The sequence below is a fragment of the Vibrio kanaloae genome (assembly GCF_024347535.1).
GTDB lineage: Bacteria > Pseudomonadota > Gammaproteobacteria > Enterobacterales > Vibrionaceae > Vibrio > Vibrio kanaloae.
On sequence record NZ_AP025498.1, the window covers coordinates 370512 to 396513 of the forward strand.

19 protein-coding genes and 2 pseudogenes are annotated in these 26002 nt (G+C 43.7%); 10 read left to right on the plus strand and 11 right to left on the minus strand.

Going from position 1 to position 26002, the window contains the following annotated elements; translation table 11 throughout:
• Positions 1-119: 119 nt before the first annotated feature.
• The 6 genes from OCV24_RS15990 to OCV24_RS16015 are packed head-to-tail and all read right to left on the minus strand — an operon-like array spanning position 120 to position 5511.
• Positions 120-779, minus strand: coding sequence for an HAD family hydrolase (locus OCV24_RS15990; RefSeq protein ID WP_017057687.1), 660 nt, complete (start codon positions 777-779; stop codon positions 120-122).
• 1 nt (position 780) lies between these two features.
• Positions 781-1800: an ABC transporter ATP-binding protein gene (locus OCV24_RS15995; RefSeq protein ID WP_150877586.1), complete on the minus strand. Its 1020-nt coding sequence runs from the start codon at positions 1798-1800 to the stop codon at positions 781-783.
• Positions 1800-2585 (minus strand): ABC transporter permease, encoded by a 786-nt coding sequence (locus OCV24_RS16000; RefSeq protein WP_136997475.1) that lies wholly within the window; start codon positions 2583-2585, stop codon positions 1800-1802. Before OCV24_RS16000 ends, OCV24_RS15995 begins: the two co-directional genes overlap by 1 nt.
• On the minus strand, positions 2585-3478 hold the full coding sequence (locus OCV24_RS16005; RefSeq protein WP_150877584.1) for an ABC transporter permease: 894 nt from the start codon (positions 3476-3478) through the stop codon (positions 2585-2587). The genes OCV24_RS16000 and OCV24_RS16005 overlap by 1 nt, the downstream gene beginning before the upstream one ends.
• The gene (locus OCV24_RS16010; protein ID WP_017057690.1) at positions 3475-4374 is read right to left on the minus strand and encodes an alkaline phosphatase family protein; all 900 of its coding nucleotides are present in this window, start codon (positions 4372-4374) and stop codon (positions 3475-3477) included. The genes OCV24_RS16005 and OCV24_RS16010 overlap by 4 nt, the downstream gene beginning before the upstream one ends.
• 33 nt (positions 4375-4407) lie before the next feature.
• The gene (locus OCV24_RS16015; protein WP_150877582.1) at positions 4408-5511 is read right to left on the minus strand and encodes an ABC transporter substrate-binding protein; all 1104 of its coding nucleotides are present in this window, start codon (positions 5509-5511) and stop codon (positions 4408-4410) included.
• Positions 5512-5722: 211 nt separating this feature from the next.
• On the opposite strand from OCV24_RS16015, the gene OCV24_RS16020 reads away from it, so the two are divergent.
• Positions 5723-6451, plus strand: a complete 729-nt coding sequence (locus OCV24_RS16020; RefSeq protein WP_017057692.1) for a UTRA domain-containing protein — start codon at positions 5723-5725, stop codon at positions 6449-6451.
• Positions 6452-6566: 115 nt separating this feature from the next.
• Here OCV24_RS16020 and OCV24_RS16025 read toward each other — a convergent pair whose 3' ends face one another.
• Entirely contained in the window at positions 6567-8975 is a 2409-nt protein-coding gene (locus tag OCV24_RS16025) for a response regulator (protein WP_150877580.1), read from the minus strand.
• 88 nt (positions 8976-9063) lie between these two features.
• Between OCV24_RS16025 and OCV24_RS16030 the strand changes: the two genes are divergently transcribed.
• Positions 9064-9822: a substrate-binding periplasmic protein gene (locus tag OCV24_RS16030; protein WP_046222958.1), complete on the plus strand. Its 759-nt coding sequence runs from the start codon at positions 9064-9066 to the stop codon at positions 9820-9822.
• 220 nt (positions 9823-10042) lie between these two features.
• Here OCV24_RS16030 and OCV24_RS16035 read toward each other — a convergent pair whose 3' ends face one another.
• Together OCV24_RS16035 and OCV24_RS16040 are read right to left on the minus strand one after the other, a co-directional pair.
• Positions 10043-10552, minus strand: a complete 510-nt coding sequence (locus OCV24_RS16035; protein ID WP_315972775.1) for an NADAR family protein — start codon at positions 10550-10552, stop codon at positions 10043-10045.
• 235 nt (positions 10553-10787) lie between these two features.
• Complete coding sequence (locus OCV24_RS16040) at positions 10788-10982, minus strand: PA3496 family putative envelope integrity protein (protein ID WP_004732575.1); 195 nt, start codon at positions 10980-10982, stop codon at positions 10788-10790.
• Between the two features lie 360 nt (positions 10983-11342).
• Between OCV24_RS16040 and OCV24_RS16045 the strand changes: the two genes are divergently transcribed.
• The 3 genes from OCV24_RS16045 to OCV24_RS16055 are packed head-to-tail and all read left to right on the plus strand — an operon-like array spanning position 11343 to position 13624.
• Positions 11343-12167, plus strand: a complete 825-nt coding sequence (locus OCV24_RS16045; protein WP_046222957.1) for an ABC transporter ATP-binding protein — start codon at positions 11343-11345, stop codon at positions 12165-12167.
• Between the two features lie 9 nt (positions 12168-12176).
• Positions 12177-13109 carry an ATP-binding cassette domain-containing protein gene (locus tag OCV24_RS16050; RefSeq protein WP_046222956.1) on the plus strand — a complete coding sequence of 311 codons (933 nt, stop codon included), beginning with the start codon at positions 12177-12179 and terminating at the stop codon, positions 13107-13109.
• Complete coding sequence (locus OCV24_RS16055; RefSeq protein ID WP_150877578.1) at positions 13106-13624, plus strand: transcriptional regulator; 519 nt, start codon at positions 13106-13108, stop codon at positions 13622-13624. Before OCV24_RS16050 ends, OCV24_RS16055 begins: the two co-directional genes overlap by 4 nt.
• A gap of 387 nt (positions 13625-14011) precedes the next feature.
• Here OCV24_RS16055 and OCV24_RS16060 read toward each other — a convergent pair whose 3' ends face one another.
• Positions 14012-15991: a replication initiator protein RctB domain-containing protein gene (locus tag OCV24_RS16060; RefSeq protein ID WP_046222954.1), complete on the minus strand. Its 1980-nt coding sequence runs from the start codon at positions 15989-15991 to the stop codon at positions 14012-14014.
• A 1249-nt stretch (positions 15992-17240) separates the two neighbouring features.
• Here OCV24_RS16060 and OCV24_RS16065 point away from each other — a divergent pair.
• The 5 genes and pseudogenes from OCV24_RS16065 (at position 17241) to OCV24_RS16080 (ending at position 23746) form a co-directional block, all read left to right on the plus strand.
• Positions 17241-18458 carry a ParA family protein gene (locus OCV24_RS16065; RefSeq protein WP_017057700.1) on the plus strand — a complete coding sequence of 406 codons (1218 nt, stop codon included), beginning with the start codon at positions 17241-17243 and terminating at the stop codon, positions 18456-18458.
• 5 nt (positions 18459-18463) lie between these two features.
• A complete protein-coding gene (locus OCV24_RS16070; protein ID WP_077681183.1) occupies positions 18464-19438 on the plus strand; it encodes a ParB/RepB/Spo0J family partition protein in 975 nt (324 codons plus the stop codon).
• A gap of 93 nt (positions 19439-19531) precedes the next feature.
• Positions 19532-20629, plus strand: a pseudogene (locus OCV24_RS20820) (tRNA(Met) cytidine acetyltransferase TmcA domain-containing protein); the annotation flags it as partial.
• Between the two features lie 51 nt (positions 20630-20680).
• A pseudogene (locus OCV24_RS20825) lies at positions 20681-21679 on the plus strand (GNAT family N-acetyltransferase); the annotation flags it as partial.
• A gap of 396 nt (positions 21680-22075) precedes the next feature.
• Complete coding sequence (locus OCV24_RS16080; protein ID WP_137007997.1) at positions 22076-23746, plus strand: DUF342 domain-containing protein; 1671 nt, start codon at positions 22076-22078, stop codon at positions 23744-23746.
• Between the two features lie 127 nt (positions 23747-23873).
• Here OCV24_RS16080 and OCV24_RS16085 read toward each other — a convergent pair whose 3' ends face one another.
• Positions 23874-25988 carry a type I secretion system permease/ATPase gene (locus OCV24_RS16085; RefSeq protein WP_017057704.1) on the minus strand — a complete coding sequence of 705 codons (2115 nt, stop codon included), beginning with the start codon at positions 25986-25988 and terminating at the stop codon, positions 23874-23876.
• Positions 25989-26002: the final 14 nt, after the last annotated feature.

A 26002-nucleotide genomic window follows, 5' to 3' on the forward strand; every position in this document is an offset into this window, starting at 1 on the left:
CAGGTAAGCTTTTATTCGTACAGGCATAACTTACAGAAATGCATTGAATACAAAAAAGCCACTGTAGTCAGCGGCTTGATGAGCTCTAGAAAAAACCTAATTCCAATATAAAATTCGCATTAATCCCACTCCAAAATCGACCAATTCGGTTGATCAGCTAACGCTTTTAAACGCGGGCATGGGTTCACCAAATAAGCAAAATCAGCGTGTTCACACAAAGGTAAGTCGTTGATTGAATCCGTATAAAAGTGGATATCTGAGTAGTTGGTTTCTTGATTGTCTAACCACTCTTTTAAACGAATCACTTTACCTTCACGGTAACTTGGCACGCCTGAGATCTCAGATGTGAAACGGCCTTGGTTTTCAATCAAATCAATACCGAGTGCGTTCTCGATACCAATCTTACGGCCGACCGCTTCCACTAAAAAAGTGACGCTGGCTGAGATGATCAACATATCGATGTTGTCGCGCGCTAGCTGATCAATCAAAAACTTAGACTGCTTGAACTGTTTAGGCAAAATATGTTGTTCGACACACTCTTCCACCAAGGCAGTCACTTGCTCTGTTGGCATGTAGGCCAGTGGTTGCATGGAAAACGTTAGGTAATCTTCCATATTCAGTTTACCTTCCGAATACAGGCCCATTAAGCGCTTATCTTCTTCAATAAAGTTGGGCGCAGTGGCAATGCCCTTTTCAACCAAGAACTCATTCCAAAGCATTGCTGCATCGGCATTGATCAGCGTTTCGTCCATATCAAATACATACAAAGGTTTGAACATCTTAGGCTCTCACAGGTTGAATTTCGTTAAGGTTAAACAGGAGTTCAAGTTGGCTGCCGTTTGCCAACAGTCGCTCAGAGGAACGGTTAAGTAGGTCAACCGTCAGTTCACACTCATCGACGTCCACTTGGTAGCGAATCACGTTACCCAGCAGCTGGTGGTTGCGAATGGTGCCCGTTTTCGGCGCGGAGATATGCTCGCCATACTGTCGGCCTTGCTCTTTAACGTAGATAGATTCAGGTCGAATCGCTACTTTCCAATCGGTTTCAATATTGAACAACTGCTTAGCTTTATTCGCTAGCACCAGATTGTAGTGCCCCATGAACCCCGCCACGAACTCATTGGCAGGTTGAGTGTAGATCTCTTCGGGTGTACCCGCTTGGACGATCTCACCTTTATTCATCAAAAAGATGCGGTCAGACATGATCATCGCTTCTTCTTGATCGTGAGTCACGAAGATCGTGGTCAGGTTCATCTCTTTTTGAATATCTCGGATCTGTTGGCGTAGGTGTTTACGGATCTTCGCATCCAGCGCCGAAAGCGGCTCATCGAGCAATAGAATACGCGGCTTGACCACCAAGGCTCTAGCTAAGGCGACACGTTGACGCTGGCCACCCGATAACTGATGTGGGTAGAATTTCTCTTTGCCCGTTAAGTCCACCAGCCCAATTACTTTCGCAACTTCGTGCTTAATCTCATCGGCGGCAAACTTTTTCATTTTCAGGCCAAAGGCAATATTTCCTTCAACCGTCATGTTCGGAAACAGCGCATAAGATTGAAACACCATGCCGATACCACGCTGTTGCGGCACTTGGTGAGTAATCTCTTCGCCGTTAACCCAGATCTCGCCACCATCGACAGGATTCAGGCCAGCCAAGCTGCGGAGTAGAGTCGATTTACCACAGCCACTTGGGCCAAGCAGAGTAATGAATTCGCCCTTCTCGATTGAGAATTGAATATCTTCAAACACTGTGTTGTCACCAAAACGCTTGGTGAGGTTTTTCGCATTTACATAGCTCATTATTTTGTTCCCTGGCTGAAACGACTTGCCAACCAAGTCAGTAAGAAAATAAACAGGAAGTACGTCATCACAAGGGCTGACGTGAAGTGGCCGCTGGTTTGACGCATGTTGTATAGGTAGATTTGCAGTGTCTCGTAACGTGTACCCACCAAGATGTTGGCGAACACGAACTCGCCTAATAGGAACGAGAACGACAAGAACAATGACGCCATTAAGCCTTTCTTAAGGTTTGGCAGAATAATCAACAAGAACGCCTTGGTGGTGCTTGCACCAAGCAGGTGAGCAGCGTCCATCAAGTCGTGCAGGTTGATCGCTTCAAAGCTGTTGGCAATCGCGCGGTACATGAATGGTAGAGCGATGGTGAAGTAAGTACCAATCAGAATCCACGGCGTGCCTATCAGTGAGATTTCGCTGTCTGCATACAGCTGAAGCAAGCCGACTGACGACACTACTGGCGGCACCGCGAACGGCAATAAGATCAGGATATTCATCACCTTGTCGAGCTTCGGGAAATAGTAAAACACCACGAAAATCGCAGGCAGAACCAACACCACACTCAATGACAGTGCCACCACACAGATAAACAGTGAACGACCAAAGGCTTGTAAGAAGCGAGGATCGGTCAATAAGTTGATGTACCAATCCAACGTGAAGCCATCCGGCAGGATCGTCGCGCCCCATCGAGAAGAGATTGAATAGATAAAGGTCGCTAAGATCGGGATCATCATGATGCCAACAATCGAATAGACAACCGTTTTATGAAAGCGAGTATTGACGGTGTTCATTACTTTCTCTTCCCTGCGTAGCTTTTGCTGATAAGCCATTGGTTAATCACGGTGATGAAGGCCAGCATCGCCATCAGAATCACTGAAATTGCAGCAGCTAGGTTTGGTTCTAAGAACAGATCTCCCGATACCAAGCTCGCGATTCGAATCGTAATTACGTTGTAGTTGCCCGAGGTCAACGCATACACGCTCGCGTAGGCGCCAATCGCATTAGCAATCAAAATGATGAAGGTGCCGAACAAGGCAGGAGATAGCACAGGCAGCGCGATTTTGGTCCAGTACTGCCAAGTTTTCGCGCCAAGCAATGCCGAAGCGGCTTGCCAGTCGTCACTCAAGGCATCGAACGCTGGATACAGCAACAACACCGCTAATGGGATCTGGAAGTAGATGTAAATCGCCAGCAAACCCCATTTACCGTACAGGTCGAAATCACCCAATAATCCATACTGCTTGAGCAATAAGGTGATCGCACCATTGGTGCCCAAGATGATGATGAAAGCGAACGACAAAGGCACACCAGAGAAGTTGCTGCTCATGTTGATGAAGGCAATCACCGCATCGCGGATTTTAGAATCAACGCGGCGCAGTGAAGAAACGAGCAGAGTCGCGATCGCTAAACCAACAATGCTCGACCAAATCGACAACCATAAACTGTTACCGAAGGCCTGCATCATGAAGGCAGAATCGAATATTTCAGAATAGTTTTCGAGAGAGAGCTCATCGTCGTAGAAGAAGCTGTTGATCAGCACCCAAACCATAGGTGCCAGTTGGAACAGATAGAAAAACAGCGCGAAAGGCGCAAGCCACAAGGCGGGCTTGAAGCGTTGAAACAAAGATTTGGTTTTGGGTTTAAGCGCAGAGCCATCGCTCTGCGTGATTACAGAACTGCTCATAAGGCCAACAATTCCTGAGTATAAGATTTATCGTGTTCAAGGTTGAGTAGCTGACAGACGCTGCCGCAGATATCGGTCTGTTTCACTGAACACTCTTGGTGTGTGAACTTATCGCCAATCACAAAGAATGGCACTTCACGCTCTTCAGGCAGAATGCCACCGTGAGACAAGTCATTGTTCATGCCGTGGTCACTGGTGATGATCACCTGATAACCATCGTCTACCCACTTCTCAAGATAGTTTGATAGGTAAATATCCGCGCCACGAGCACTGTTGCGGTACTGGCGAGAATCCAACCCGTGCTTGTGCCCTATGTCGTCAATGTTCATTGGGTGAATCAACAAGAAGTCCGGCTGATGAGTAACACGCAAGTGCTCAGCATCCAAGAACAAGGCTTCATCTGGGTAGTGATCCCAGTGGTAAAAACAGCCGTGTTGGATATTCATGGTTTCATCGTTAGTGAAACGGTCGCGTACAGCATCAAATGGCGCTCGGTTATACAGCTCACTCACCCAATGATATGCCGCTGCAGCCGTCACTTTGCCCTGCAATTTCGCCAAGCTAAAGATCGACTCGTGATTCGATAAACGCACGATTTGATTGTTGACGATGCCACTCTCGACAGGGCGAACACCGGTCAGAATGCACTCATACAGTGGGCGTGACATAGATGGCAGCTCACACTGCACAGGGTAAAGCGTGGCGCGCAGCTTGTTTTCTTGCGTGCTCTGCGAAGTGCTCTGTTTATTGTACGAATCGCCCTGTTTCTCATGCATATCACCCTGTTTTGTCTGCAAATCGCTTAGTTCTAGAAGACCGTTCAGGTAGCCCATGCAATCACGGGCTACCTGATAGTTCAGTCCATCTAGAACAACAAGGATAACCTTATTGCTCATGGTCTATTCTCTATTGCTTATTTTGGATACGGATTACTGCTGGTGAATCAAGACACTTTCTTGCCATTGACGTGGTAGGCGGCGTGCTGATTTTTCCCATGCTGAGAAGTCAGTCACTGGGTGGACGTTGCTGTATTGCTCGTTTGAGATCAGCTTGTCTTGTACTGATTTAGGCAGCGTGATGTTGCTGCGGATTGGACGTGCGTAACCTTCTGCTAGGTTGATTTGACCTTGGTCGCTAAAAATATATTCACGAGCCAATTTCGCCGCGTTAGGGTTTTTCGCGTATTTATTGATGATGGTGGTGTAACCAGAGATCACTGAGCCATCTTGTGGAATGCTTACTGTAAAGCGCTCACGGTCGATCTTGTCGCGGTAGTTCAATGCGTTGAAATCCCACATGATTGCCACTTCCACTTCGCCTTTTTCAAGGTTTGCGATGCTTGGATCTGTGTAAGACAGACGGCCTTGCTTCGCTAATTCACCAAAGAATTTAATCGCCGGTTTTAGGTTCGACTCGTCACCGCCGTTAGCAAATGCAGCCGCTAGAATTGCGTTGTTTGCTTGCGCGGCTACACCTACGTCACCGACTGTTACTTTGTAGTCACCTTCTAGTAGGTCACTCCAAGATTTGGGTGCATCTTCAACAAGGTTATTATTTGAGATGAATGAGATAGTGCCGGTGTAAGCCAGAGCCCAGTGACCATCTTTGTCTTTCGCCCAGTCTGGAATATCATTCCAAGTGCTTGGTTTGTAAGGCTGAGTCACGTCTTTTTTCACAGCGACACGTGCAAATGCGAAACCAACATCACCGATATCTGCGGTTGCGTTTCTTTTCTCTGCTTCAAATTTCGAGATCTCTTGAGCCGAGCTCATGTCGGTATCCTGATGCTTCAAACCGTAGTTTGCTTTCAGGTCAGCCCATGTGCCTTTCCAGTTTGCCCAACTGTCTGGCATACCCACACTGTAAACCGCACCCTCTTTTTGAGCGGCTTCAATCAGTGACTCAAGATCAGCATCCTTCGCCATCGCTGGCATTGAAAGTGTTGCCGTTATTAGCGTTGCGCCTATTAATTTCGCAGGTGAACCAATCAGTTTGGCTGGCGATACAGTTGAACGGCTAAGCAAAATTTTCATTGTCTCTATCCTTCTGGACTAGGTCAGTAAGTTCGTTTTGTATGCTATCGCCAGAATATGACGCTTTCGCGCAACTTATTTGACAGTTAGGATGCATTTCCGTGGCAGTTATATTTCACTCATATGACAGCAAGCCTTTGTTTACTGTCACATTCCTGTTAACTCCGTGGTTTACCTTATTGAGCACACGAACTTATGGACTAGATCAGTAATGAGAACATTGGCTACAGGGCAATCAGGGACACAGCTAGGCAGAATTAAGGCGAGCATAAGAGAACAGCTTCAATCTGGCATCTTCACCGAGGGGCAAAAACTGCCATCCGAAAGAGAGCTCAGCGAGCTATTTTCAACCACACGAATCACGCTCAAAGATGCGTTGGTCTCATTAGAAACCGAAGGTTTGATATATCGAGAAGAGCGTCGAGGTTGGTATGTGTCACCCGAACGTGTTCGCTATAACCCATTATCACGTTCCCACTTTCATCAAATGATTCGAGAACAAGATCGCATAGCAGAAACACGCCTGCTGAGCACTCGCACAGAGATGGCCGCGGGCAACTACGCCAAAGCATTAGAGATAGAACAGATAACCCCGATACACGTAATTGAGCGATTGCGCTTTATTGATGGCAGAGCGGTACTGTTCGTTGAAAACGTTTTGAAAGCGCCCCTATTTGAAAAGGTGTTGTCGGAAAACCTCACCATGTCGCTGACAGGCATCTACCGAGAAAAATATGGCTACGAGACTAAACGATCGCGCTTTGATGTGATTCCAACTTCTGCACCCGCACATGTCGCCAAGGCGCTGAATTTAGCCGAAGGCCAGCCTGTTCTAAAGATCTGCCGAGTGAACTACAAACAAGATGGCGAGTTGATGGACTGTGAATTGGAGTACTGGCGACCCGATTCGGTAGTGATTCATATCGACAGTATTGGGTAGTGCAATATTGATAGAGAGGCTTTGGTTTGTGATGCACTAGTTAGCCAAAACCAAAACTCCGACAGATTCAGTCGGAGTTTTATTTTAACAGATTTGCTTAGCAAGCAACCCTAACCTAGACAATTTTCTGTTCATGTTTGTTGGTTGATTCAGGATCTTCAGACAAGAAGCGCTCTACTATATTTCTCAACCTACCTTGATTGACAGGCTTTGATATAAACTCATCCATACCAACATCAAAACACAAATGCTTGTCTCTAGGTACAACGTTAGCGGTCAAAGCAACGATTGGAATATGCTTTGAAGAACCTTCTTCTAACGATCTAATTTGCTTAGTTGCTTCGAAGCCATCAAGAACCGGCATCTGACAGTCCATGAAGATCATCTCGTATTCGTTAGCTTTGAATTTCTCGACACCAATTTCACCGTTGTCGGCAATATCAACCTCAAAACCAAGCTTCTTAAGCATCATCTTGGCCACTTGTTGATTCACTCTAGAGTCTTCAACAACCAAAACCTTACCACTGAATGAAGCAGTGACCACTTCTGGTTTCGGGTTTTCTTTGATTGGATCTTGTTTCTCTGCTTGTTTGGGTGGAACAGAGGCTGCAGATTTAGTTAGTGGTACAGGTTCATTGTCTTTGAACGCGACTTCACCTCTGTTTGGATAGGTAAAGGTTGAGGTATCCTCCGCTCTTGCGAGCACCTCGCTAATGGTCCATTTAATCTGGTTATCTTGATAAGGACGAGCAATGTAGGCAACAAACCCCACTTGTTTAGCGTACACTTCATCTTGCTTTCTGGGATCGGCAGAGATCATCACCAACTTAGGGCATTCTTTACCAAAACGTTCTATCAAACGAGTAGCCAGCTGGAAGCCATCTATAGAAGGCATCACTTTATCAATAAGCACCAAGTCATAAGGTGCTGACTTGGCGATAGATTCTGAAACTAACTCAAGCGCTTGATTTGCCGTCTCACAACATTCAGATGCGACGCCAAAGGATTGAAGCTGTGTGGAAGTAATTCGCATGTTCAACTGACTATCATCAACCAATAACACGGAGAGTTTGTTGAAATCGATACAACTCTCATCTATATCCAAACACGGATCAAAATCAGCAACAAAATAGAATGTACTGCCCTTGCCCTCCTCACTAGTTAATTCTAATTGACTGCCCATCAAGCTAACGATTTTATCGCATATTGTGAGACCAAGTCCGGTTCCACCGTAAATACGCGTGGTACTGCCGTCAGCTTGTTGAAACTTATCGAACACCGATTTTTGCTTGTCTTCTGCGATACCAATACCACTGTCGATAACCTCAAACCTCACCCTTAGCTTTTGCTCTGGTTCAACTACTTTTTCTAAACGAAGCGAGAGCGTGACATGGCCATACTCAGTAAATTTGATTGCATTCCCCACTAAATTATTCAGCACTTGTCTTAACTGAGTACCATCACCGATAACCATGGTTGGAATTTTAGGATCAATCGCCAACTGGAACCTGAGCCCTTTCTGTTCAGCCTTAACTCTAAACGTCGATTCAACATCCGCGACAATCCCCATCATCTTCATTGGTTCTTGCTGCAACTCTAGGTGACCCGCTTCAATCTTCGAATAGTCGAGAATGTCATTAATAAGGTCAAGAAGTGTCAGTGAAGAGGTATTGAGCATATCGATATACTCTTTTTGCTCTTTAGGCATATCCATTTCAGAAAGCAGGGAGGAAAGACCGATAATTCCGTTCATCGGAGTTCGGATCTCGTGGCTCATGTTGGCAAGAAATTCACTCTTGTTTCGGTTGGCAACTTCTGCTGTATCTTTGGCTTTCACCAACTCTTGATACTGTTTACGGATACGCTCAATAGATTGGTTATAACTGACTTCTAGCGTTGATATCTCGTCTTTATATGTGCGTTCGGTTGGCGTTAAGTAACGTGGCTTGTTGTCTTCTAATTGCTGTTGATTGATTTGAGAAGACATGGTCATCAAGCGCTTTACAACGAGACGATATACAATAATTAAACACACCACAGCTAACAAGAAAACTTTAACGGCTTCGAACGTAAGTAGTAAGAGGGCATGTTTACCTAGATGATAGAGGATCATACTTAAATCAGCCTGCACCGTTAAAGTCGCAAGAGGGTAACTTTTATCTCCCATCTGATGCACCATTTCCCATGACTGAGAATAAGAATGTTCAGAAGATATTTGCCCCAGTTCTAAGATTTTTTCATCGGGATTTTCAATGAGTAGATAACTTACAGAAGGTAGGCGTGAGATCCCCTCAGCTTGCACAAGTAATTGATCTCGATCTTCAACCCACAAGCTAGCCGTTAAACCGGAGAGGTAACCAGCTTTAACCTGTTCGATCTGAGAACTGATAAAAGTCACTCGGTTTTGATATTCCACATACAGCCCCAAGCCTGTCACTATGACTGTGAATAAGGTGCTAATTACGACAATTACCCCGATCAACTGTCGAGAGAGCCCAATATAGCGCTTTCCTTTTTTTACCATACAAAAATTACCACTATTATTATCCCAGTAAACTACAATTACTCAATTAGTATAATAGTAGTCATTCATCAAATAACTAGGGAAGGTTATGAAAAAACATCTTATCTTTTCATCCATAGTCAGTTTGTTTTCAAGCAGTTATGCTTTTTCAAGCGAACCTATTCACTACTACATTATTGCGAGCCAAGCGCAACCTTTTCAGATCGAAACTGACGATTCATCTCACAGAGGAATGGTTTCAGATATTGTTAAGGCGGTATTCGATAGTAGCCAATATGAGATCAACTATCACACCTACCCTTTTAACCGAATGATCGATAAGCTCAATGTGAGAGAGAACCCCAACTGGTTGACCTACGGCAGCCCTAGCTGGGGAAACATCCAATCCGTTAACTTGTCGGAAGACCCGATTTACAATGTAAAACACGTGTTACTCAGCAGCGGTAAAAAGCCGTTTGAGTTCAATACAATCGATGATTTAGATGGAAAAGCAGTGGTATTGCTAGTGGGATTTGAATATCCGAACTTAGAGCCTTACATCCAACAAGGTAAGCTCAACGAGATCCGAGTTAAAGATTACGCTGCCGCTTTTCGTGTCCTGAATCGAACACCAGGCGATACCGTGTTTGTGGAGATGGAATCACGAATCAAATACAACCTAAACGAGCAGAAGCTACGTATTGAGGACTACCAGATGCAAGAGTTTGGTTCTGTTATCAATAACTACCCAATCCATTTGGCGTTCGACCCTGAGATGGATCCTAAGCTGCAATCTTTCATTAACCAACGTCTAGGCCAGATGAAAGACGATGGGCAACTCAATGACATTGTGCAGAGTTATTTATAAGACCTGTACAATGTGTATCTTTGGTAGCGTACTTTAGCGCCCTTTGATAACAAGTGTTCGCCAAAAATAGTGTTCTTACTAAAACACTATTCTCACCAAAACACTATTCATACCAAAATAAGAAAGGCCGCCCTGCTCATATACCAAATTGCAGAGTGGCCTTTATGTTTACTCTTTAAGGACACTGTCATTTATATAGTAGAGCTATTAGTGATTAATGCTAAGAGATCAAATCCAATTGTTGATTTCGAAGTTGTTGACGCACCTCCATCAAGATCTCGCCTAAACGGTTCTCACCAGTTCCATCCCCCCCATCGCCCCAAAAATGGTCTTTATGAGAATGCTCTTTGATCACTGAATCTCCAGTGTTAACAAGAAACCGCGCAAATCTGTGGTTCTGTCTAAACTTCTCGGTCACAATGAATTGCATGACTTCGACACGAATGTCATACCAATCTTCACGAACTTGCCCTTCATAATATCGGCTCAAAGAGAATGCTTCAGCAGGAGTGCTGGCTTCGAAAATGGTATTGCGCAGCGCTTCAGAGACAAATTTCATCGCTTGATAGTAGTGTTCACTGGTTGCCCAAACTTTATCATCAACTTTGATAGGACAAGCCGCAAAATTTGAAAGGTATCCGTTCGGATCTTCAGGTTCATAAAACAACACTTCTTTATTTTGGGACACAGAATTAGACATAGCCTTTTCCTTACCAAGGACATTACATATTTATACTTCAACTTTAAAACTAGTGGCGTTGCATATTGCTGTCAAACGACTTAGTTCAAGAGTACGCCATGTGCGGTTTTTAAATCTGAAGGTCGTAACTTCAAAGAGGAAATAGTGAATCGGTACAGTGGTTTAGAGAGAAAATTTGTTGATTGAATACAGTTAGGTGTTAAAGGAAAGTGGTTATAAATTAAAGGGTGGCGTTGTGCCACCCTTCTAAATGCAATGGAGATTATTAGTGAATAAGGCCTAGTTCCCTCGCTTCTTCCAGACTAAAACCGCTTTCTCTGATTTCTCTTAGAGCTTCTATACGACGACGAGCTTCAGCAGACTTCATTTTCTTTTCTGGTTTGAAAGATACTTCTTCTTCAGCATCCCACTTATTTGCAATATTTGTCATTTCATCATGGTTGATAGAATTAATGGACATTTTTTCCTCCGAAACACCATGTAATGGACAGGTAATCTGTAGCAAATGCGATTTCGCTTGTTAAGAAGTTCTGTACTGAAATGTGATGATTCCGACGCTTCACAAACCTAATTAACAAATACCTCATTTAAACTTTGCCAAAGGCATTTTCTGCAATTACATTAAAAAAATTACCCATAATAAATGTGGTTTGATCCAACTCTCATTTTCCCCTCTTTCAACTCTTCGTTTCTTCTGAAAATTCGTGAAATAACCCAAGATAAATTTCGAGGCACTTCATTCTTTTTGTGCTCATCGCTTTTACTAAATTCACTTCATGTTAATGATAATAGTTATCAATATCATAAGTGAGTATTTATCATGTCTGTGGAAAATTTGGATACACCACTTCTCGAAGTAAAGAATCTATGTGTCGACTACATCACCGATGACGGTGATTTCAATGCGGTCAAATCCGTTAGCTTTAGCATAGGCCAAGGCGAGATTTTCGGCTTAGCCGGAGAGTCCGGTTGTGGCAAAAGCACCATCGCGTTTGCCATTAACCGCCTGCATAAGCCGCCAGCTTTTATTTCTGGAGGTCAGATAGTCTTTGACGGACAAGAACTGTTGAACTTATCGGACAACCATTTAAATACATTGCGTTGGAGCGAGATCGCGATGGTATTCCAGAGCGCCATGAACTCGCTCAATCCCGTTTTAACCATCGAAGAGCAGTTTGCGGATGTGCTGCGCCACCATAAGGGCATGAATAACGAACAAGCTAAAGATCGCGCCGAGAAACTGCTCGACCTTGTGAATATTCCACGCCACCGCCTAACAGAATACCCGCACCAGTTCAGTGGCGGCATGCGTCAACGTTTGGTGATTGCCATCGCTCTCGCCCTCAACCCGAAGCTGATCATCATGGACGAACCGACCACAGCACTGGATGTGGTAGTGCAACGCGAGATATTGCAGCAGATACACCAACTCAGAGAGGAGTTTGGTTTCTCGATACTCTTCATCACCCATGACCTCGCACTGATGAGCCAGTTGTGTGATCGCATCGCCATCATGCGCCACGGCAAGATAGTTGAGGTCAATAAAGCCCATGAGATTCGCAATAACCCACAACACTCCTACACCCAAAAGCTATGGAGTTCTTTCCCTAATATTCATGAACATGCTCACGCGACGGCGTGCTAGGAGAGCTCTGTGTCACAACCTATTTTTCAAGTAAAAAACCTCGTTAAAGAATTCACTGTTGGTGGTGGACTTGGCAAAGAAGAGATCTTTAGAGCACTGCATGGTGTGAGTTTTGACTTACATGCAGGCAAAACACTGGCATTGGTTGGCGAATCTGGTTGCGGGAAAAGCACCTGCGCACGATTGATGACCAAGGTTTACCCTGCGACAGAGGGAGAGATTCTCTTCAAAGACAGGGATATTTCTACCTTAAAAAGTCGTAAAGATATCTTGGACTATCGCAGCCGTGTGCAAATGGTGTTTCAAGACCCCTTCGGTTCACTCAATCCCACTCACACCATTGAGCACCATTTAACGCGCCCACTTAAGATCCATAAACAGGTAGCCACTAAACAGGCTCTCACAGAGCGCCTCAAAGAGTTATTAACGCTGGTGGAGTTACCCATCGAAACGCTCGCCAAGTACCCACACGAGCTCAGTGGCGGCCAAAGACAGAGGGTTAACCTAGCCAGAGCGCTTGCGGTTGGCGCTGAGGTTATTCTTGCTGACGAACCCACCTCGATGTTGGACGTTTCAATTCGACTTGGCGTGTTGAACCTGATGCAAAAAATGAAAAAAGAGTTGGGGATTGGCTTTTTGTACATAACCCATGATCTTGCGACCGCACACTATATCGCAGAAGAGACGGCGGTGATGTACAAAGGACAGATCGTCGAATGGGGCTCAACCCAGTCGATCTTGACCAATCCACAACACCCGTACACTAAGTTGTTGATCTCTGCCGTGCCCGATCCCGATCTACCATTTGGCGAACTCGTCAAAAATGAACCAAACTATTCAATAGACGCTGATCGTATTCGAGAGCAGAGCAGTGAAATACAGCATGAAATCAAACAAGTTGCTGATAATCACTTTGTAAAACAGTGGGATAACGTTGCATGAATGAACTAGACACTTGGTTAGATCGGATCGGAGATTGGTACAAAAACCGAAAGCATGATCAAGTGGACCGGTTAGAACCTTTGATCTTAACGCCTCCAGATGCACTCTGGGGGCCTTTGATCACGGATGAGCAGAGCAAAGGCATCGCATGTTGGCTAGATGGATGCCTGAGAATCTTTACTTTCTATCGCCACCTCGCGGATTCATCGAATCCGGAGTTGGATTCGCAGGAGGCTAGCAACTCAAGCCATCAAGAAAAAGCCTACCAATACCTGATGTTCGCCTATAGCAAACTGCAAGCGGTGTCATGTGATCCAAAATCAGATGCTGGATTGCAAGAGTGGTGTACACAGCGGCTACAACACTTGTGTGTATTGGCTTTGGAGTTTACGAACCAACAGCAAGAACCACGTTGGAAAGCAGAATCAGAAAAATTGATCGAATCGCATGTACGCTTTATGACAACCCATCCCCGAAACGATGATCAAGGTACTACTGAACGTCACCTCCACTGATCAAGCCCTTCTCGATCAAACATCAAACCAGAGTCTCATCAAAGTTAGAGCCATAAAAAGCATGATCTAGCCTTGATCATGCTTCGGCGTTTAATTCAGTAAACCATTGATTTTTAATGATTTACTAAATTTCAGGCAAAAAAAAGCGAGTCCTTCAGGAACTCGCAAAAATCTATTCAGTATGATGTAACAAAATATGAGCCAATCTATTAATCATAAGAAAGGACAAAGGTTGTCTATTCGGGATAAATAATAATCAACTGGATGCGTTACTTTGTCATCATTTTGTCAGCGTTAGGTGCGATTTTAATCAGCACCTAATGTGTTCAAAACTATCCATTCAGCGACGGTAAAACAGGCTTATCGCGATAGGATAATGACTAGTGGCTAGTGGCCAATCGCCATTTCATCGAGCGCGAGGAACACGTTCTCGTCAAGGTGACCTTCATGAACTTGTTTACACACTTTACGACGCACAGCTAAACCAGAGATCAAACGCTCAATGGACAGGTGTCGGTTGCTGGTGCTATCACGGTCGTTGTAAAGCTCAATTAAGCGACTCAGTGTTTCGTATGGGATAACGTCCTCCCCAACTCTCAACCAATCAAGCTTCTCAATGAGCTCTGAGCACTCTTCTTTGATTGAGGCATGTGAGTGTCCTGTCATCGCTGATAAAGCCGTTATACTGCGTTCTAGAGCCTCTGCAGAGGTATATTTAGAGAGAGTAATCATGATCTCGTCAGCGTTGATCTCAACAGAATGTTTACGTTGCTTAACTCGACGTCCCAATTTACCTCTTGGCGACGGTGCTTTACGCTGAATAGGCTCAAACTCACCATCAATAATTTCAGACAGCTCTTCCAACTTTTGTTTGGAAACCATCTCGTTGCGTAATGGGTTCGGCAGCGTTGGTGCCATATTACGCTTACCTGCGTTAGTGGTACGCGCTCTTGAGTAACGTAAGACTTCTTCTACATTACATTTGATATCTACCTGATAATCGGTCGTTTTCCCTTTTTCGACCAACGATGTGATCGTCAAATGATAACCCCACAAGTTTACTAGGAAGGTATCTTCCTGATCTCCAACTTCACCCAGCTTTCTAAGTTCGCGAATCAAATCCATAGAGAAGCGACGCCAATCGATGTTACGAGCTAACTTCTGATTCAGTTCACTCAGTAACATGCAATCCGTATGGCGACGAGCCATCCGGCTTCTAAAGTAAGAGTACATTTGGAAAACCAAGGTATGTTGCTTCAGAATTTCTGGCGGAAATAAGAAGAAGTAATCACGAGTCAGTAATTCTTCGTAGAACGAAGGTTCCCAAACGAGGATGTAGAGGTTCGGTTTAATACGAATTTCGCCGTCAGAGCCCTCTGTAGGCGCTTCTTCCGATGCGGTAATGGTTCTAGCTAAGAATCGGAAACGATCACTCTTGAAGCCTTCTGGCATGTTTTCACTAAGCCAACGACCGGTCAGCTCATGCAACTGAAAATCCGTAAATTCGATACGATCAATACTATCGCGGATCGAATCACGTGCAGGGCCACTGTCTTTCTTGCCGCGTAAAGACAAAATATCAGTGATGTAGAGTGGTGTTTTATTCGGAGTGTGTTTCGCGTCTAAATGATAATCATCTTGGTGATGATCATGGTACTGAACGGTTAGCGTAAATAACGCGAAAAGTGTCATCAGATCATCAACCGTCATAATATTTTTAGAAGATCGTGTCTCGATCACAGCTCGAGTACCGGAGATCGAAACCATAGATTTCTGGTAACTCTTACGCGTTCTAGGTGGTGCTAGTGCCTGATCAATAATCCCAGCCCAATTTGTTGGAGAAACAATGAATTGATCGGCTTCGTCTTTCATTGTTGGTGGAGTATTAAGACCATGCTCATTCAATAAACGTTTGTTTACTTTGGTTTGAGCAAGAGCTTTGGAACGCTTTTGCTTTTCATTTTGTTTAACACTTTCTGTGACTAGGCTAGTAGCGCCTAATACCGATATCAATTGGTTTGGGTTAACAAATCGATGCAGCATGGTTTTACCCGCAAGACCTTCTTCAAAGCGAACTGGAAGTTGTTTAAAAAGACCAATATTTACTGCGGCTCTTAACCTTTGTTGTAAGGCAGCACGAGTTACCTGACCATCGGTTGATTCAATAATCTCTGTGGTAGAAACATAACCATCTTTACTACTAAAACCACGAAGTGAAATTAAGTTAAGAAGTTCAACTATGCTCTTGGTGACACCTTTGAAGTGTTGGTATTGCTCTATCCATTCTACGGCTGTTTCTGATACCTCAAATAAATGACCATCTTTGTGGCTTCGTGCCTTAATTAACAATTTTTCTTCTGGTTTCATTTTTGATCCGTATCACACTAACCGTAATATCACTATAGTTCCTGAATGATAAAGAAAGAATGATCATAAATAAAGAGAATTTATTGGCTTTTAAATAACTGATCTTTTTGATTAATATGATCTTAAATGATTAAGTGATCTAATGATCTGGGCCTTAGCTTTCTTATAAGCTACTGAATTAAAAGAATTAAAATAAATCCTATTGGAAAGCATGATCATAAAAAATACGAAACTATGATCATTAAACTAAAGAAAGCATGATCACAAACAATCAGAACTATGATCATTAAGTCATTGTAAGCATGATCATTATTACTTAGAAAGCATGATCATTGTACTTGTACAGCTTATCCACAGCCTCAGATTGATCATGCTCTTTTTAGCCGACGGTGTGGATATTTTTAGCGGCTAGTTTATCGGAACAATGATCAAGTAGATGTATTTTTCTATTGTTTACACCCTTTCAAATGCAAAACATAGTCATTATCGCGTGTTAGTTGCTCGCTATGATGTATATATAGCGAACTCGCACTAGATAGGAAGCATGATCATGAAATTGTCATGTTTGTGTATTATGTATCTGTGCAGATTGAATTTCCAAGCTGTGAGGCTTGATAAGCCTTGAATCCCCATTACAAAAGCATTTGTCCGTAACTTAGCTCTCAATTTATATGCTTCCGGTACTAGATTTACTTGATCATTTTTCCGTAAGTTGATCGTTTAGAACGAACATTCACTTGGATTAATATTCAAGAGGTTATCCCTTGATCATGCTTCATAATATCGTCTTCTCAATTCTCAAGCCGGTGATGTACCCCCATGATCATTCTTCCGGTTACTCTCCTCCACTCTTTATTTATGATGCTCAGTTGTTAGGTTTATTTCTTATTCGATTGACCCCTTTGTGATTTTTTCATTGCCTTATTGAGATTCCTGCTATTTTTAATGCAACTCACACGAACCGTAATCTATGGTTGTATTTCAATCGTTCCGCCGTTTTTCCCTTTTCAATACATTTACATTGTAAATAAGTGATGCTGTAACATTTTAAATTTGATAAAGAAATAGCACGATTATGCATGGTAAAATACCCATTTTCTGTGTTTGTTTAAATCGATGTTTCATCTAATTGTAATAACATAGTCTATTTTATGTGATTTAACTCATAAATGAATGTTCATGTTTTTGTTGGATTTACTGTTAATTGCTGTACAATTTTATAATTAGTTAATCATTACGGAAACTGGCAATGAAAAGAGAACAAACGATCGATAAGCTCTATCAGCTGGCCGAACAAACTCAACAAGTTCAGGCTGACCGAATTGAGATTATTCTGGAAGAGCGAAGTGATGAACATTTTCCTCCAATGTCTAAAGCTATGATGGAAACACGTTCAGGCTTAACTCGTCGAAAATTGGATGAGGCTATTACTAAGCTTGAAGCAGATGGTCATCAGTTTACAAAGAACAACGCTAATCATTACTCGATTTCATTGACTGAAGCACACATGTTGATGGACGCGGCTGAAGTGCCAAAGTTCCACCAACGTAAGCAGCATACAGACAACAAACCTTGGGTTATCAACGTACAGAACCAGAAGGGTGGTACGGGTAAATCAATGACAGCGGTTCACTTAGCGGCTTGTTTGTCTTTGAATTTAGACAAGCGTTACCGTATCTGTTTGATTGATTTGGATCCACAAGGCTCACTGCGCCTTTTCTTAAACCCACAAATCAGTGGCGCAGAGCACGACAGTATATACTCTGCCGTTGATATCATGTTGGACAATGTGCCTGAGGACCAAGATGTTGACCTAGAGTTTCTTCGAAAAAGCGTGCTCTTGCCAACTCAATACCCAAATCTTAAGACCATTTCAGCTTTCCCTGAAGATGCGATGTTTAACGCTGAAGCATGGCAAAGCCTCTCTCAAGATCAGTCACTTGATATCGTTCGTCTTCTAAAAGAGAAGCTTATCGATAAAATCGCCGATGATTTTGATGTAATTATGATCGATACTGGCCCGCACGTAGACCCTCTCGTGTGGAACGCAATGTACGCGTCGAACGCACTTCTGATCCCATGTGCTGCAAAGCGTTTAGACTGGGCTTCAACGGTTAACTTTTTCCAACACTTGCCAACCGTGTACGAGATGTTCCCGGAAGATTGGAAAGGGCTTGAGTTTGTTCGTCTAATGCCAACCATGTTTGAAGACGACAATAAGAAGCAGGTTTCGGTTTTAACTGAAATGAATTACCTGTTGAATGACCAAGTAATGATGGCCACCATTCCAAGAAGTCGCGCGTTTGAAACTTGTGCCGATACCTACAGCACGGTGTTCGATCTTACGGTTAGCGACTTTGAGGGCGGTAAGAAAACTCTGGCAGTCGCTCAAGATGCGGTACAAAAAAGTGCTCTAGAATTAGAGCGTGTATTACATAGCAACTGGCCTTCACTTAATCAGGGATAACAAAAATGGCAATTAAAACATCTGACTTAAATGCAAAGCTATTTGGTAAAGCAAACAAACGTCGCGTGGCAACGCCGCAAGAAGCGCAAACCGCTGCTAAAGAACAGGCTCAAGTGATTGAGCTTTCTGTTGCTGGAGAAGACCTCGTTTCATTTGAACTAGTTCGAATCCCTGCTTGTGATGTAGAAACTAGAACGGTCGTTTTTGAGGATAATGCTCGTGAGCAGTCTTTCTTAAATGAACATGCTCTTTCTGATGTTCTTACAACATTAAAAGAGCGCGGTCAGCAATATCCTGCGGTTGGTCGTAAGAACAAAGATGGTACGATTGAAGTTCTTGATGGTAGTCGTCGTCGTATGTCATGTATTTTGGCTGACAAAGAATTTCTAATCTATGTTGCTGAAAACATTAACGGCGAACACGCTAAGTTTTTATCAGATGTCGCAAATGCTCATAAGCCTTTGTCTTTATATGAGAAGGGTAAAGAGATGCAAGCGAAGCTTGATAAAGGCGAAGCTGAAGACCAGAAAGCACTGGCGAAAATGTTCCAGTGCAGTGAAGCTTTGGTGAGTGGCGCATTGAAAGCTGCGGCTTTACCACTTGAATTACTTCAGGCTTACCCAAATGTGAGCGACCTTGGTCGTCCAACTATTGTTAAACTACACAAGCAGTTTGGTGGATTGACGAGTGAACAGCAGCAAACACTGCTGACTAAGTGTGATGCTTCTGAAGGTTTTGTATGGCAGCGTAGTGAAGCTCAAGGTGTAACTCGTCTAACCAAAGACGTGACAGAAACCTTGGAAGGTTGGATTCTTGAATTGGCGCCAGCGCCAGCGAAGAAAACTTCTCCAAAAGTTGAGCTTATTAAGGGCCGCGCATCATACAGCCGTAAGGGTTCAAACTTGGCGTTGAATCTTAAGAAAGTTGATGATGCAACAATGGAAGAAATCCTCGCCTTCGTTCAATCGAAGCTCGACTAACTCGACGACTTTTCACTACTCCTCTCAAGCCGCTTTATGCGGCTTTTTATTTGGCTGTGATAAACTGTGTTTAGACGAATCTGGACGCTAACTATGACAAATCCAACCAACACTTTTCTGCACACCCTTTCTAACATTGCCAACCATAACGACCATCGCTATGGCGTGGTCTTTAATGGTGATTTAGATTGGCAAAATACTGCTATTTCCACCTTCCTTCACGATGCTAAATCTCAAACCATTTTCCAGCTTGGTGGCGTTCCTTTTGATGGTGTGACTCATGCATCGGTAAAAAAAGGTCAGCAACTTCTTGGTCGGGAATGCCAGGTTCTTGTTTGTGACTTTAGAGAGCAGTTTGACGCGAACGGTTTTAGCGCCGCACTGGGTTCGTTAATTGGTGGCGGATTATTGTTGGTGCTGCCACCAAGCGCCGATAAGTCTGAGTTCGACGGAAGTTCGGGGGTTGGTCAACGTTGGTTAAAAGGACACTTTGACAAACTGATCCCTGTTTCGCAGAGTGACGAAGCTTCGGGCGTAATGCCAGGTGTTAACTTATTTCCTCAAAAACTGGATCGGACGAATGGTATTGGTCGATTTGAACAGCAAAACACGGCGATTGAGTTGGTAAAAAAAGTTATGCTTGGCCGTCGAAAGCGCCCCTTGATTCTGACCGCCGATAGAGGTCGTGGGAAAAGTTCGACACTTGGTATTGCGGCGTCACAGCTTTTGGTTGAGCGCCATGGGTTAAATATTATTGTTACAGCGCCTACTGTTAGAGCTATCGAGCCCGTTTTTTCTCATGCGCTACAGCGACTCGACTCTTACGAAGTGATTAACGCTACTCACATTGGCCATCAAGGTGGAAGCTTAAGGTTTGTTGCGCCAGATGAATTACTCAAATCTAAGCCTGATTGCGATCTGTTGTTGGTTGATGAGGCGGCTGCTATTCCAATCCCTATGCTCAAATCTATGGTTGGTATTTATCATCGTTTGGTCTTTTCAACTACGGTTCACGGATACGAAGGCAGTGGACGAGGGTTCGGAATCAAGTTTGAGGCTTGGCTATCTGAACATCGCCCGGGTTGGAAGGGGTACAAACTTGAACAACCCATCCGATGGAACAATAACGATCCACTAGAGTGTTGGCTGTTTGACTGCTTCCTGCTTAGCAACGATGTTCCGCCTAGTGATTTGCTCGCCAGCGACATTGCTAACTTAGGTGATGTTTCTGGTAATGCAATGAGTCACTTAAACTTGATCAAGTTGTCAAAAGCCGACTGTTTGATTAACCCAGTAAAGCTTCAACAGTGCTTTTCTCTGTTAGTTGACGCTCATTATCAGACGTCACCCAATGACTTAATGCAGTTTCTTGATAATCCTGCAGTTCATTTGTACGCAGTATGGCTACAAGGTGAGTGCTTAGGTTGTATGTTGGTGACGGAAGAGGGTGGGTTAGATAAAGATTTGATTGCTCAGATTCAAATTGGAAAACGCAGGCCTCAAGGACACCTTGCTCCTGTGTTACTGGCAAACCAACTTGGCTGCAGAGAAGCAGCGACTAGTCGCTGCCTTCGAGTGATGCGCATCGCCGTTTCAACCAGTTATCAAAGCAGAGGGATCGGTAGTTGGATGTTGGGTACGTTAGCGCAACAAACTGACCAAGTAGATTATTTGGCGACAAGTTTCGGTGCCACTAGTGAGTTGATTTCATTCTGGCGCGATAACGATTTTGTTCCTGTCCATATTGGCCACCAGCGCGATCAGGCAAGCGGCTGTCACTCGGTACTGATGGTTAAACCGCTTCACGGAAATGCTCTGGATTGGATTAACCAACTGCAAAGCCACTTTGAAAATAGTTATTGTTTTCTCGTGTCGGGTTCTTTGTCTTCTCTTGAAATTGATATGGTACGTGCATTATTGCCAAAGGGTGTACGCGCAGTGAGCGAGTTGGAAATTCAATTAGTCAGGAATTATGTTGAGGGCGGCAATAGTTACGACAGTATTGGCTTTAGCGTATTGAAATTAATTTTGCTAGATAACGCTCGTGATTCCGTAGGTCTTCAAGCCTCGTCTTTGAGAGTTCAAGACTCTGCTGTTTCTGATTTACTCATCGCAAAGGTTGTGCAACAAAAAGAGTGGGGAACTTGTATCGACCAACTCAATCTTGTTGGGCGTAAGCAAGCCGAGATTCAGTTTCGACAAGATCTCGATTTTCTATTGTCAAATTTACACTGTAAATAGAGAGGCTGGATTTTAAATTGATTTACAGTGTAAATTTAAATATGAGATTTACACTGTAAACTAAGCATCAATATAGGTGTCGCGTTAAACCGCATTGGTGTTTTTTATCTTTGTCAAAATTACCAGTATTTCTACTCCGGCTCCGCGCTTATCAATTGCTACTTTGGTCAATCAGCCTGTTCGTGTGGTTCGTGTGGCTGCTTGCCAACGTAGCCAACCTCTCTTTATGGGTAATAGAGGAGCGAATGATTAAATAGCTCAATATTATTTATAAGTCATCTTTGCAGAATCAAAAGTAAGTGATGTAACGCTGATTATTCAAATGTGGTGATTTTAAGGTCAGAACGAATTATATAGACTAATTAATAACTGAGTCATTAGGGATACTCAATTCGAATGTGGGATAACATCATTACATTATCAGAAGATAAGCAACAAGTGATTGCGTGTCTTCCGTCGGGAATCGTGGTTGACGCAAACTTTGACAGCAAGACACTATCACCAGCCTTGGAAGCGTTAGGCGCATCTAACTATTTTATTTTCGAAGAAGAGGTGTTGCGTTTTGTTGTTCTTGCCAAAGAAGGCAAGGGTGAAGCGTACGAAGGCGTTTTGATTGCCGAAGTTCGTAATGCAAGTGTTGCGGTTGAAGTGTCTGATGATGAGATGCTCGCCACTCTTGTGGTTACTGGGCCATATAATGGGAACGTATTACGTGGCAGCGATATCATTCACAGCTTAGCTCAGGCACACATAACAAAAGGCATTAATAAGTTAGCGCTCAGAAAAGTACTGATGATGAGTGGCAAGCTTAAGCCTGGTGAAAAGTTTACTCAGCCAGTAGCTAAGGGCACTCAACCCGTGAAGGGGAAAGATGCTAAGTTTACCGCTTTGGTTGAAGATATTACCCGCCAAGTATTGAAGCCCCATAGTGAAGATGTTGGCAAGATTGATATGCGAGATTTGGGCGAGACTATTACCGTTGGTAAAGATGACCAATTGATGAAGCGAACGCCAGCCACCAAAGGTATCGCTGGTTTTACGGTCCAAGGTCGAATTATCCCACCGCTCCCTGGACAAGACATTTTAATCAAACCTGGAAAGGGCACTTATATTTCTCCTGACGATCCCAATTTATTATTGGCTTCATACTCTGGTTTACCCATCATCAAAGAACGAACCATTGAAGTCGATGACGCCCTGTGTGTTAGCAATGTTGACGTATCAACCGGACACGTTAAATTTAAAGGTAATGTGTTTGTTTCTGGAAACATTGAACCGGGGATGATAGTTAAGGCGACGGGGAGTATTACTGTCGGTGGATTTATCGAATCGGCAGAAGTTCAAGCTCAAGGAGATATTAAAGTCGCGAAAGGAATTATTGGCCACACGACCAAAGAGGGTGATCCTAAAAGCTGCAAGGTATTCAGCAAAGGCTCCATTACTGCAAGTTATGCGCAGAATGCGGAGCTACAAACGGTGAATGATATCCGACTTAGCGTACATAGCATGAGTAATGACATTCGATGTGGCAAGAATCTTATCGTGATGGATGCTTTGAAGAAGCACGGTACACTCAGTGGCGGTGCTGCTAAAGTCGGCGGAAAAGTGGAATGTGTTTTCTTAGGGGTTGAGGGAGATACCGCAACCAAGGTTCACTGTTTTGCACGTTACGATGGATACCGACAAAAGATAGCCGAGTTGAAGGAAACCTATAAACACGCCCAAGAACAAACCATGGATGTGATCCGCCAAGAGCTAGAATTCAAAAAGCAACCAAAAGCAGAGAGAAGCGAAGAGCAAGCGTTGACCATTGAACAGCAACGCGAAAAAAACAATCACGCGATTGAAAGCACCAAGTCACAACTTGACACGCTTGAGGCTGAATTTGAAACAAATCTTGCTGAGTGTACAGTCGAGGCTCATGAAAAAGTATATACCCGAGTCACGATTCAGTTTGGTGATGAGACGGTCACAACCAAGCGAACGCATGGCGGAAGTGTTTTCTCATTCAATCAATACGAGATCCAATGTACGTTCAAGATGGAACAAGAAGATATCTCCTTGTAATTGAACACTGATGAATAAGGCGGATTTACTTTTCTATCTAATTGAATAAATAAAGAGAGGGAGCTGACGCTCCCTCTCTTTATTTTTACTTATGTCTTAAATTTTGGCTCGTTTACTTGAGATCGGCTTAGCTTGCAGCTCTTACTTTTCCTTGTTTGAGGTCTGACAAAACTTGCGCTTTTGGACCATCGGCAATAATGCTTCCTTTTTCCATGACAATCACTCTATCTACAATGTCCAACATTGAAGTCTTGTGAGTGATTAGAATCAAGGTCTCACTTGGTAACAGTTGGCTAAGCTGATGCTTGATGTGCATTTCTGAGCGGTTATCCATGGCACTGGTTGGCTCATCCATCAATAAAACCGGTGGGCGTCCTAGGAAGGCTCTAGCAATCGCGACAGATTGACGTTGGCCACCTGATAGTAATCCTCCCCCCTCGCCGACCTGACGCTCTAGCCCTGCAGGATCTTGCTGAGTAAAAGCAGTCACACCTGCACGGTTAGCTGCATCCATCACATCACGGTCATCCACTAAAGGACGACCCAAGGTAATGTTGTCTCTTACTGAGCCATAAAATAGATTACTGTCTTGTGGTACACAGCCTATATTACGTCGTACATCGACGTGGTGAAGTTGTTCCATATCTGTGTCATCAATGCGCACATGGCCCTCTGTGGGCTTGTATAGGCCCATAATAAGGCGCTCTAAAGTCGTTTTACCTGAACCAATACGACCAATGATGGCGACTTTTTCACCTGGAGTGATATTCAGAGTCAAATCTCTTATAGAAGCCATTGGAGCGTCTGGGTAGTGGAAAGTCACTTTGTCTAGCGCAATATGACCTTGAATAATAGGACGGTGAATATAACGCTTACCTTCTTCTTGCTCGTCTGGCATCGACATTACTTGCTCGATCAAGGTCATCGATGATTTTGCTTGGTTATAACGAGTTGAAAGTAGTGATAATTGAACCAGAGGACCAATCGCACGGCCACTCAACATCGTTGCTGCAATCAATCCACCCATGGTGAGTTCACCTTCTGCTATTAGGTATACACCAAAGATGATCATCCCAACATTGGTACTTTGCTGAACAAAGCCAGCGGTGTTTTGGATACTGTCGGTAATGCGGCGACTTTTAATGTTCCAATTCGCCATGTGAGCAACGGCTTCTTCCCAACGGAATTGAAACTGGCTTTGAGCACTGAACAGCTTAACGGTTTCTAGTCCTGCCAAACTCTCAATCAAGTTCGCGTATTTTTGAGAAGCGAGACGAGAGCCTTCTTCAATCGTGCGACGCAATGGTCCCTGGATTAACAGCGCATAGATGACCAGAATGACTACACCTGTGACAGGAACAAACACAAGATTTCCGGCCATTAACCAAATTAGCGCCAAGAACATCAGTGCGAAGGGTAAGTCGATTAGCGAGCCAATGGTTGCAGAGGTAAAGAACTCACGGATGGATTCGAACTCTTGCAAGTTTTTAGCGAAGGCACCGACAGAAGCAGGCTTCGCTTCCATACGAATTCCCAGCACTTTACTAAAAAGCTTAGAGGAAATGAGAATATCGGACTTCTTACCAGCGACATCAATAAAGTAGCTTCGCATTAATTTTAAAAGTAGGTCAAAAAGGAAGACGACAAAAATACCGCTCGCCAACACCCAGAGTGTTTCAAATGCGAGGTTGGGCACCACTTTGTCGTACACCAAACGCGTGAACATTGGCGCAGCAATGGCGAAGATGTTGATCAGAATAGAGGCGATCAACACATCACGATAAATGTTTTTAGACTCCCAAATGGTGCTCCAAAACCAGTGTCCTTTACGAGTCTTTAAAACTTCGGGTGATCGTTCGTCATAGCGAAACTGTTTCTTTACTAGGAAGTAACGACCAATGAACTGCTCTTTCAGCTCTTCGACAGGAATGATGATAGGAACCATTCCACTCTCTGCTGTGATAATTTCAGCTTCTTGTTTTTCAATGTCGATACTGTTGAGAACGCATGCCTCGCCTTGTTTTAGCAATAAAACGGCAGGCAGAATCAGGTGAGGGATATTTTCTAAGTCGGAACGGTTCTCTTTTGCCACTAACCCCGCACGTTCAGCAGAACGTGGAAATAGGAAAGGGGTTAGCTTACCGTCTGATAGTGGCAGCCCATTGATCAGCGCTTCGGGTGAGTTAGCTAATCCGTAATATCGGCTAACGTAGATCAGTGAGTTTAATAGTGGATCTTGCATGCGATATAACCCTT

Bases quoted from the DNA above. Each gene is read 5' to 3' on its own strand.
- OCV24_RS15990 (WP_017057687.1), bottom strand. From the start codon at position 779: ATGTTCAAACCTTTGTATGTATTTGATATGGACGAAACGCTGATCAAT.
- OCV24_RS15995 (WP_150877586.1), bottom strand. From the start codon at position 1,800: ATGAGCTATGTAAATGCGAAAAACCTCACCAAGCGTTTTGGTGACAAC.
- OCV24_RS16000 (WP_136997475.1), bottom strand. From the start codon at position 2,585: ATGAACACCGTCAATACTCGCTTTCATAAAACGGTTGTCTATTCGATT.
- OCV24_RS16005 (WP_150877584.1), bottom strand. From the start codon at position 3,478: ATGAGCAGTTCTGTAATCACGCAGAGCGATGGCTCTGCGCTTAAACCC.
- OCV24_RS16010 (WP_017057690.1), bottom strand. From the start codon at position 4,374: ATGAGCAATAAGGTTATCCTTGTTGTTCTAGATGGACTGAACTATCAG.
- OCV24_RS16015 (WP_150877582.1), bottom strand. From the start codon at position 5,511: ATGAAAATTTTGCTTAGCCGTTCAACTGTATCGCCAGCCAAACTGATT.
- OCV24_RS16020 (WP_017057692.1), top strand. From the start codon at position 5,723: ATGAGAACATTGGCTACAGGGCAATCAGGGACACAGCTAGGCAGAATT.
- OCV24_RS16025 (WP_150877580.1), bottom strand. From the start codon at position 8,975: ATGGTAAAAAAAGGAAAGCGCTATATTGGGCTCTCTCGACAGTTGATC.
- OCV24_RS16030 (WP_046222958.1), top strand. From the start codon at position 9,064: ATGAAAAAACATCTTATCTTTTCATCCATAGTCAGTTTGTTTTCAAGC.
- OCV24_RS16040 (WP_004732575.1), bottom strand. From the start codon at position 10,982: ATGTCCATTAATTCTATCAACCATGATGAAATGACAAATATTGCAAAT.
- OCV24_RS16045 (WP_046222957.1), top strand. From the start codon at position 11,343: ATGTCTGTGGAAAATTTGGATACACCACTTCTCGAAGTAAAGAATCTA.
- OCV24_RS16055 (WP_150877578.1), top strand. From the start codon at position 13,106: ATGAATGAACTAGACACTTGGTTAGATCGGATCGGAGATTGGTACAAA.
- OCV24_RS16060 (WP_046222954.1), bottom strand. From the start codon at position 15,991: ATGAAACCAGAAGAAAAATTGTTAATTAAGGCACGAAGCCACAAAGAT.
- OCV24_RS16065 (WP_017057700.1), top strand. From the start codon at position 17,241: ATGAAAAGAGAACAAACGATCGATAAGCTCTATCAGCTGGCCGAACAA.
- OCV24_RS16070 (WP_077681183.1), top strand. From the start codon at position 18,464: ATGGCAATTAAAACATCTGACTTAAATGCAAAGCTATTTGGTAAAGCA.
- OCV24_RS16080 (WP_137007997.1), top strand. From the start codon at position 22,076: ATGTGGGATAACATCATTACATTATCAGAAGATAAGCAACAAGTGATT.
- OCV24_RS16085 (WP_017057704.1), bottom strand. From the start codon at position 25,988: ATGCAAGATCCACTATTAAACTCACTGATCTACGTTAGCCGATATTAC.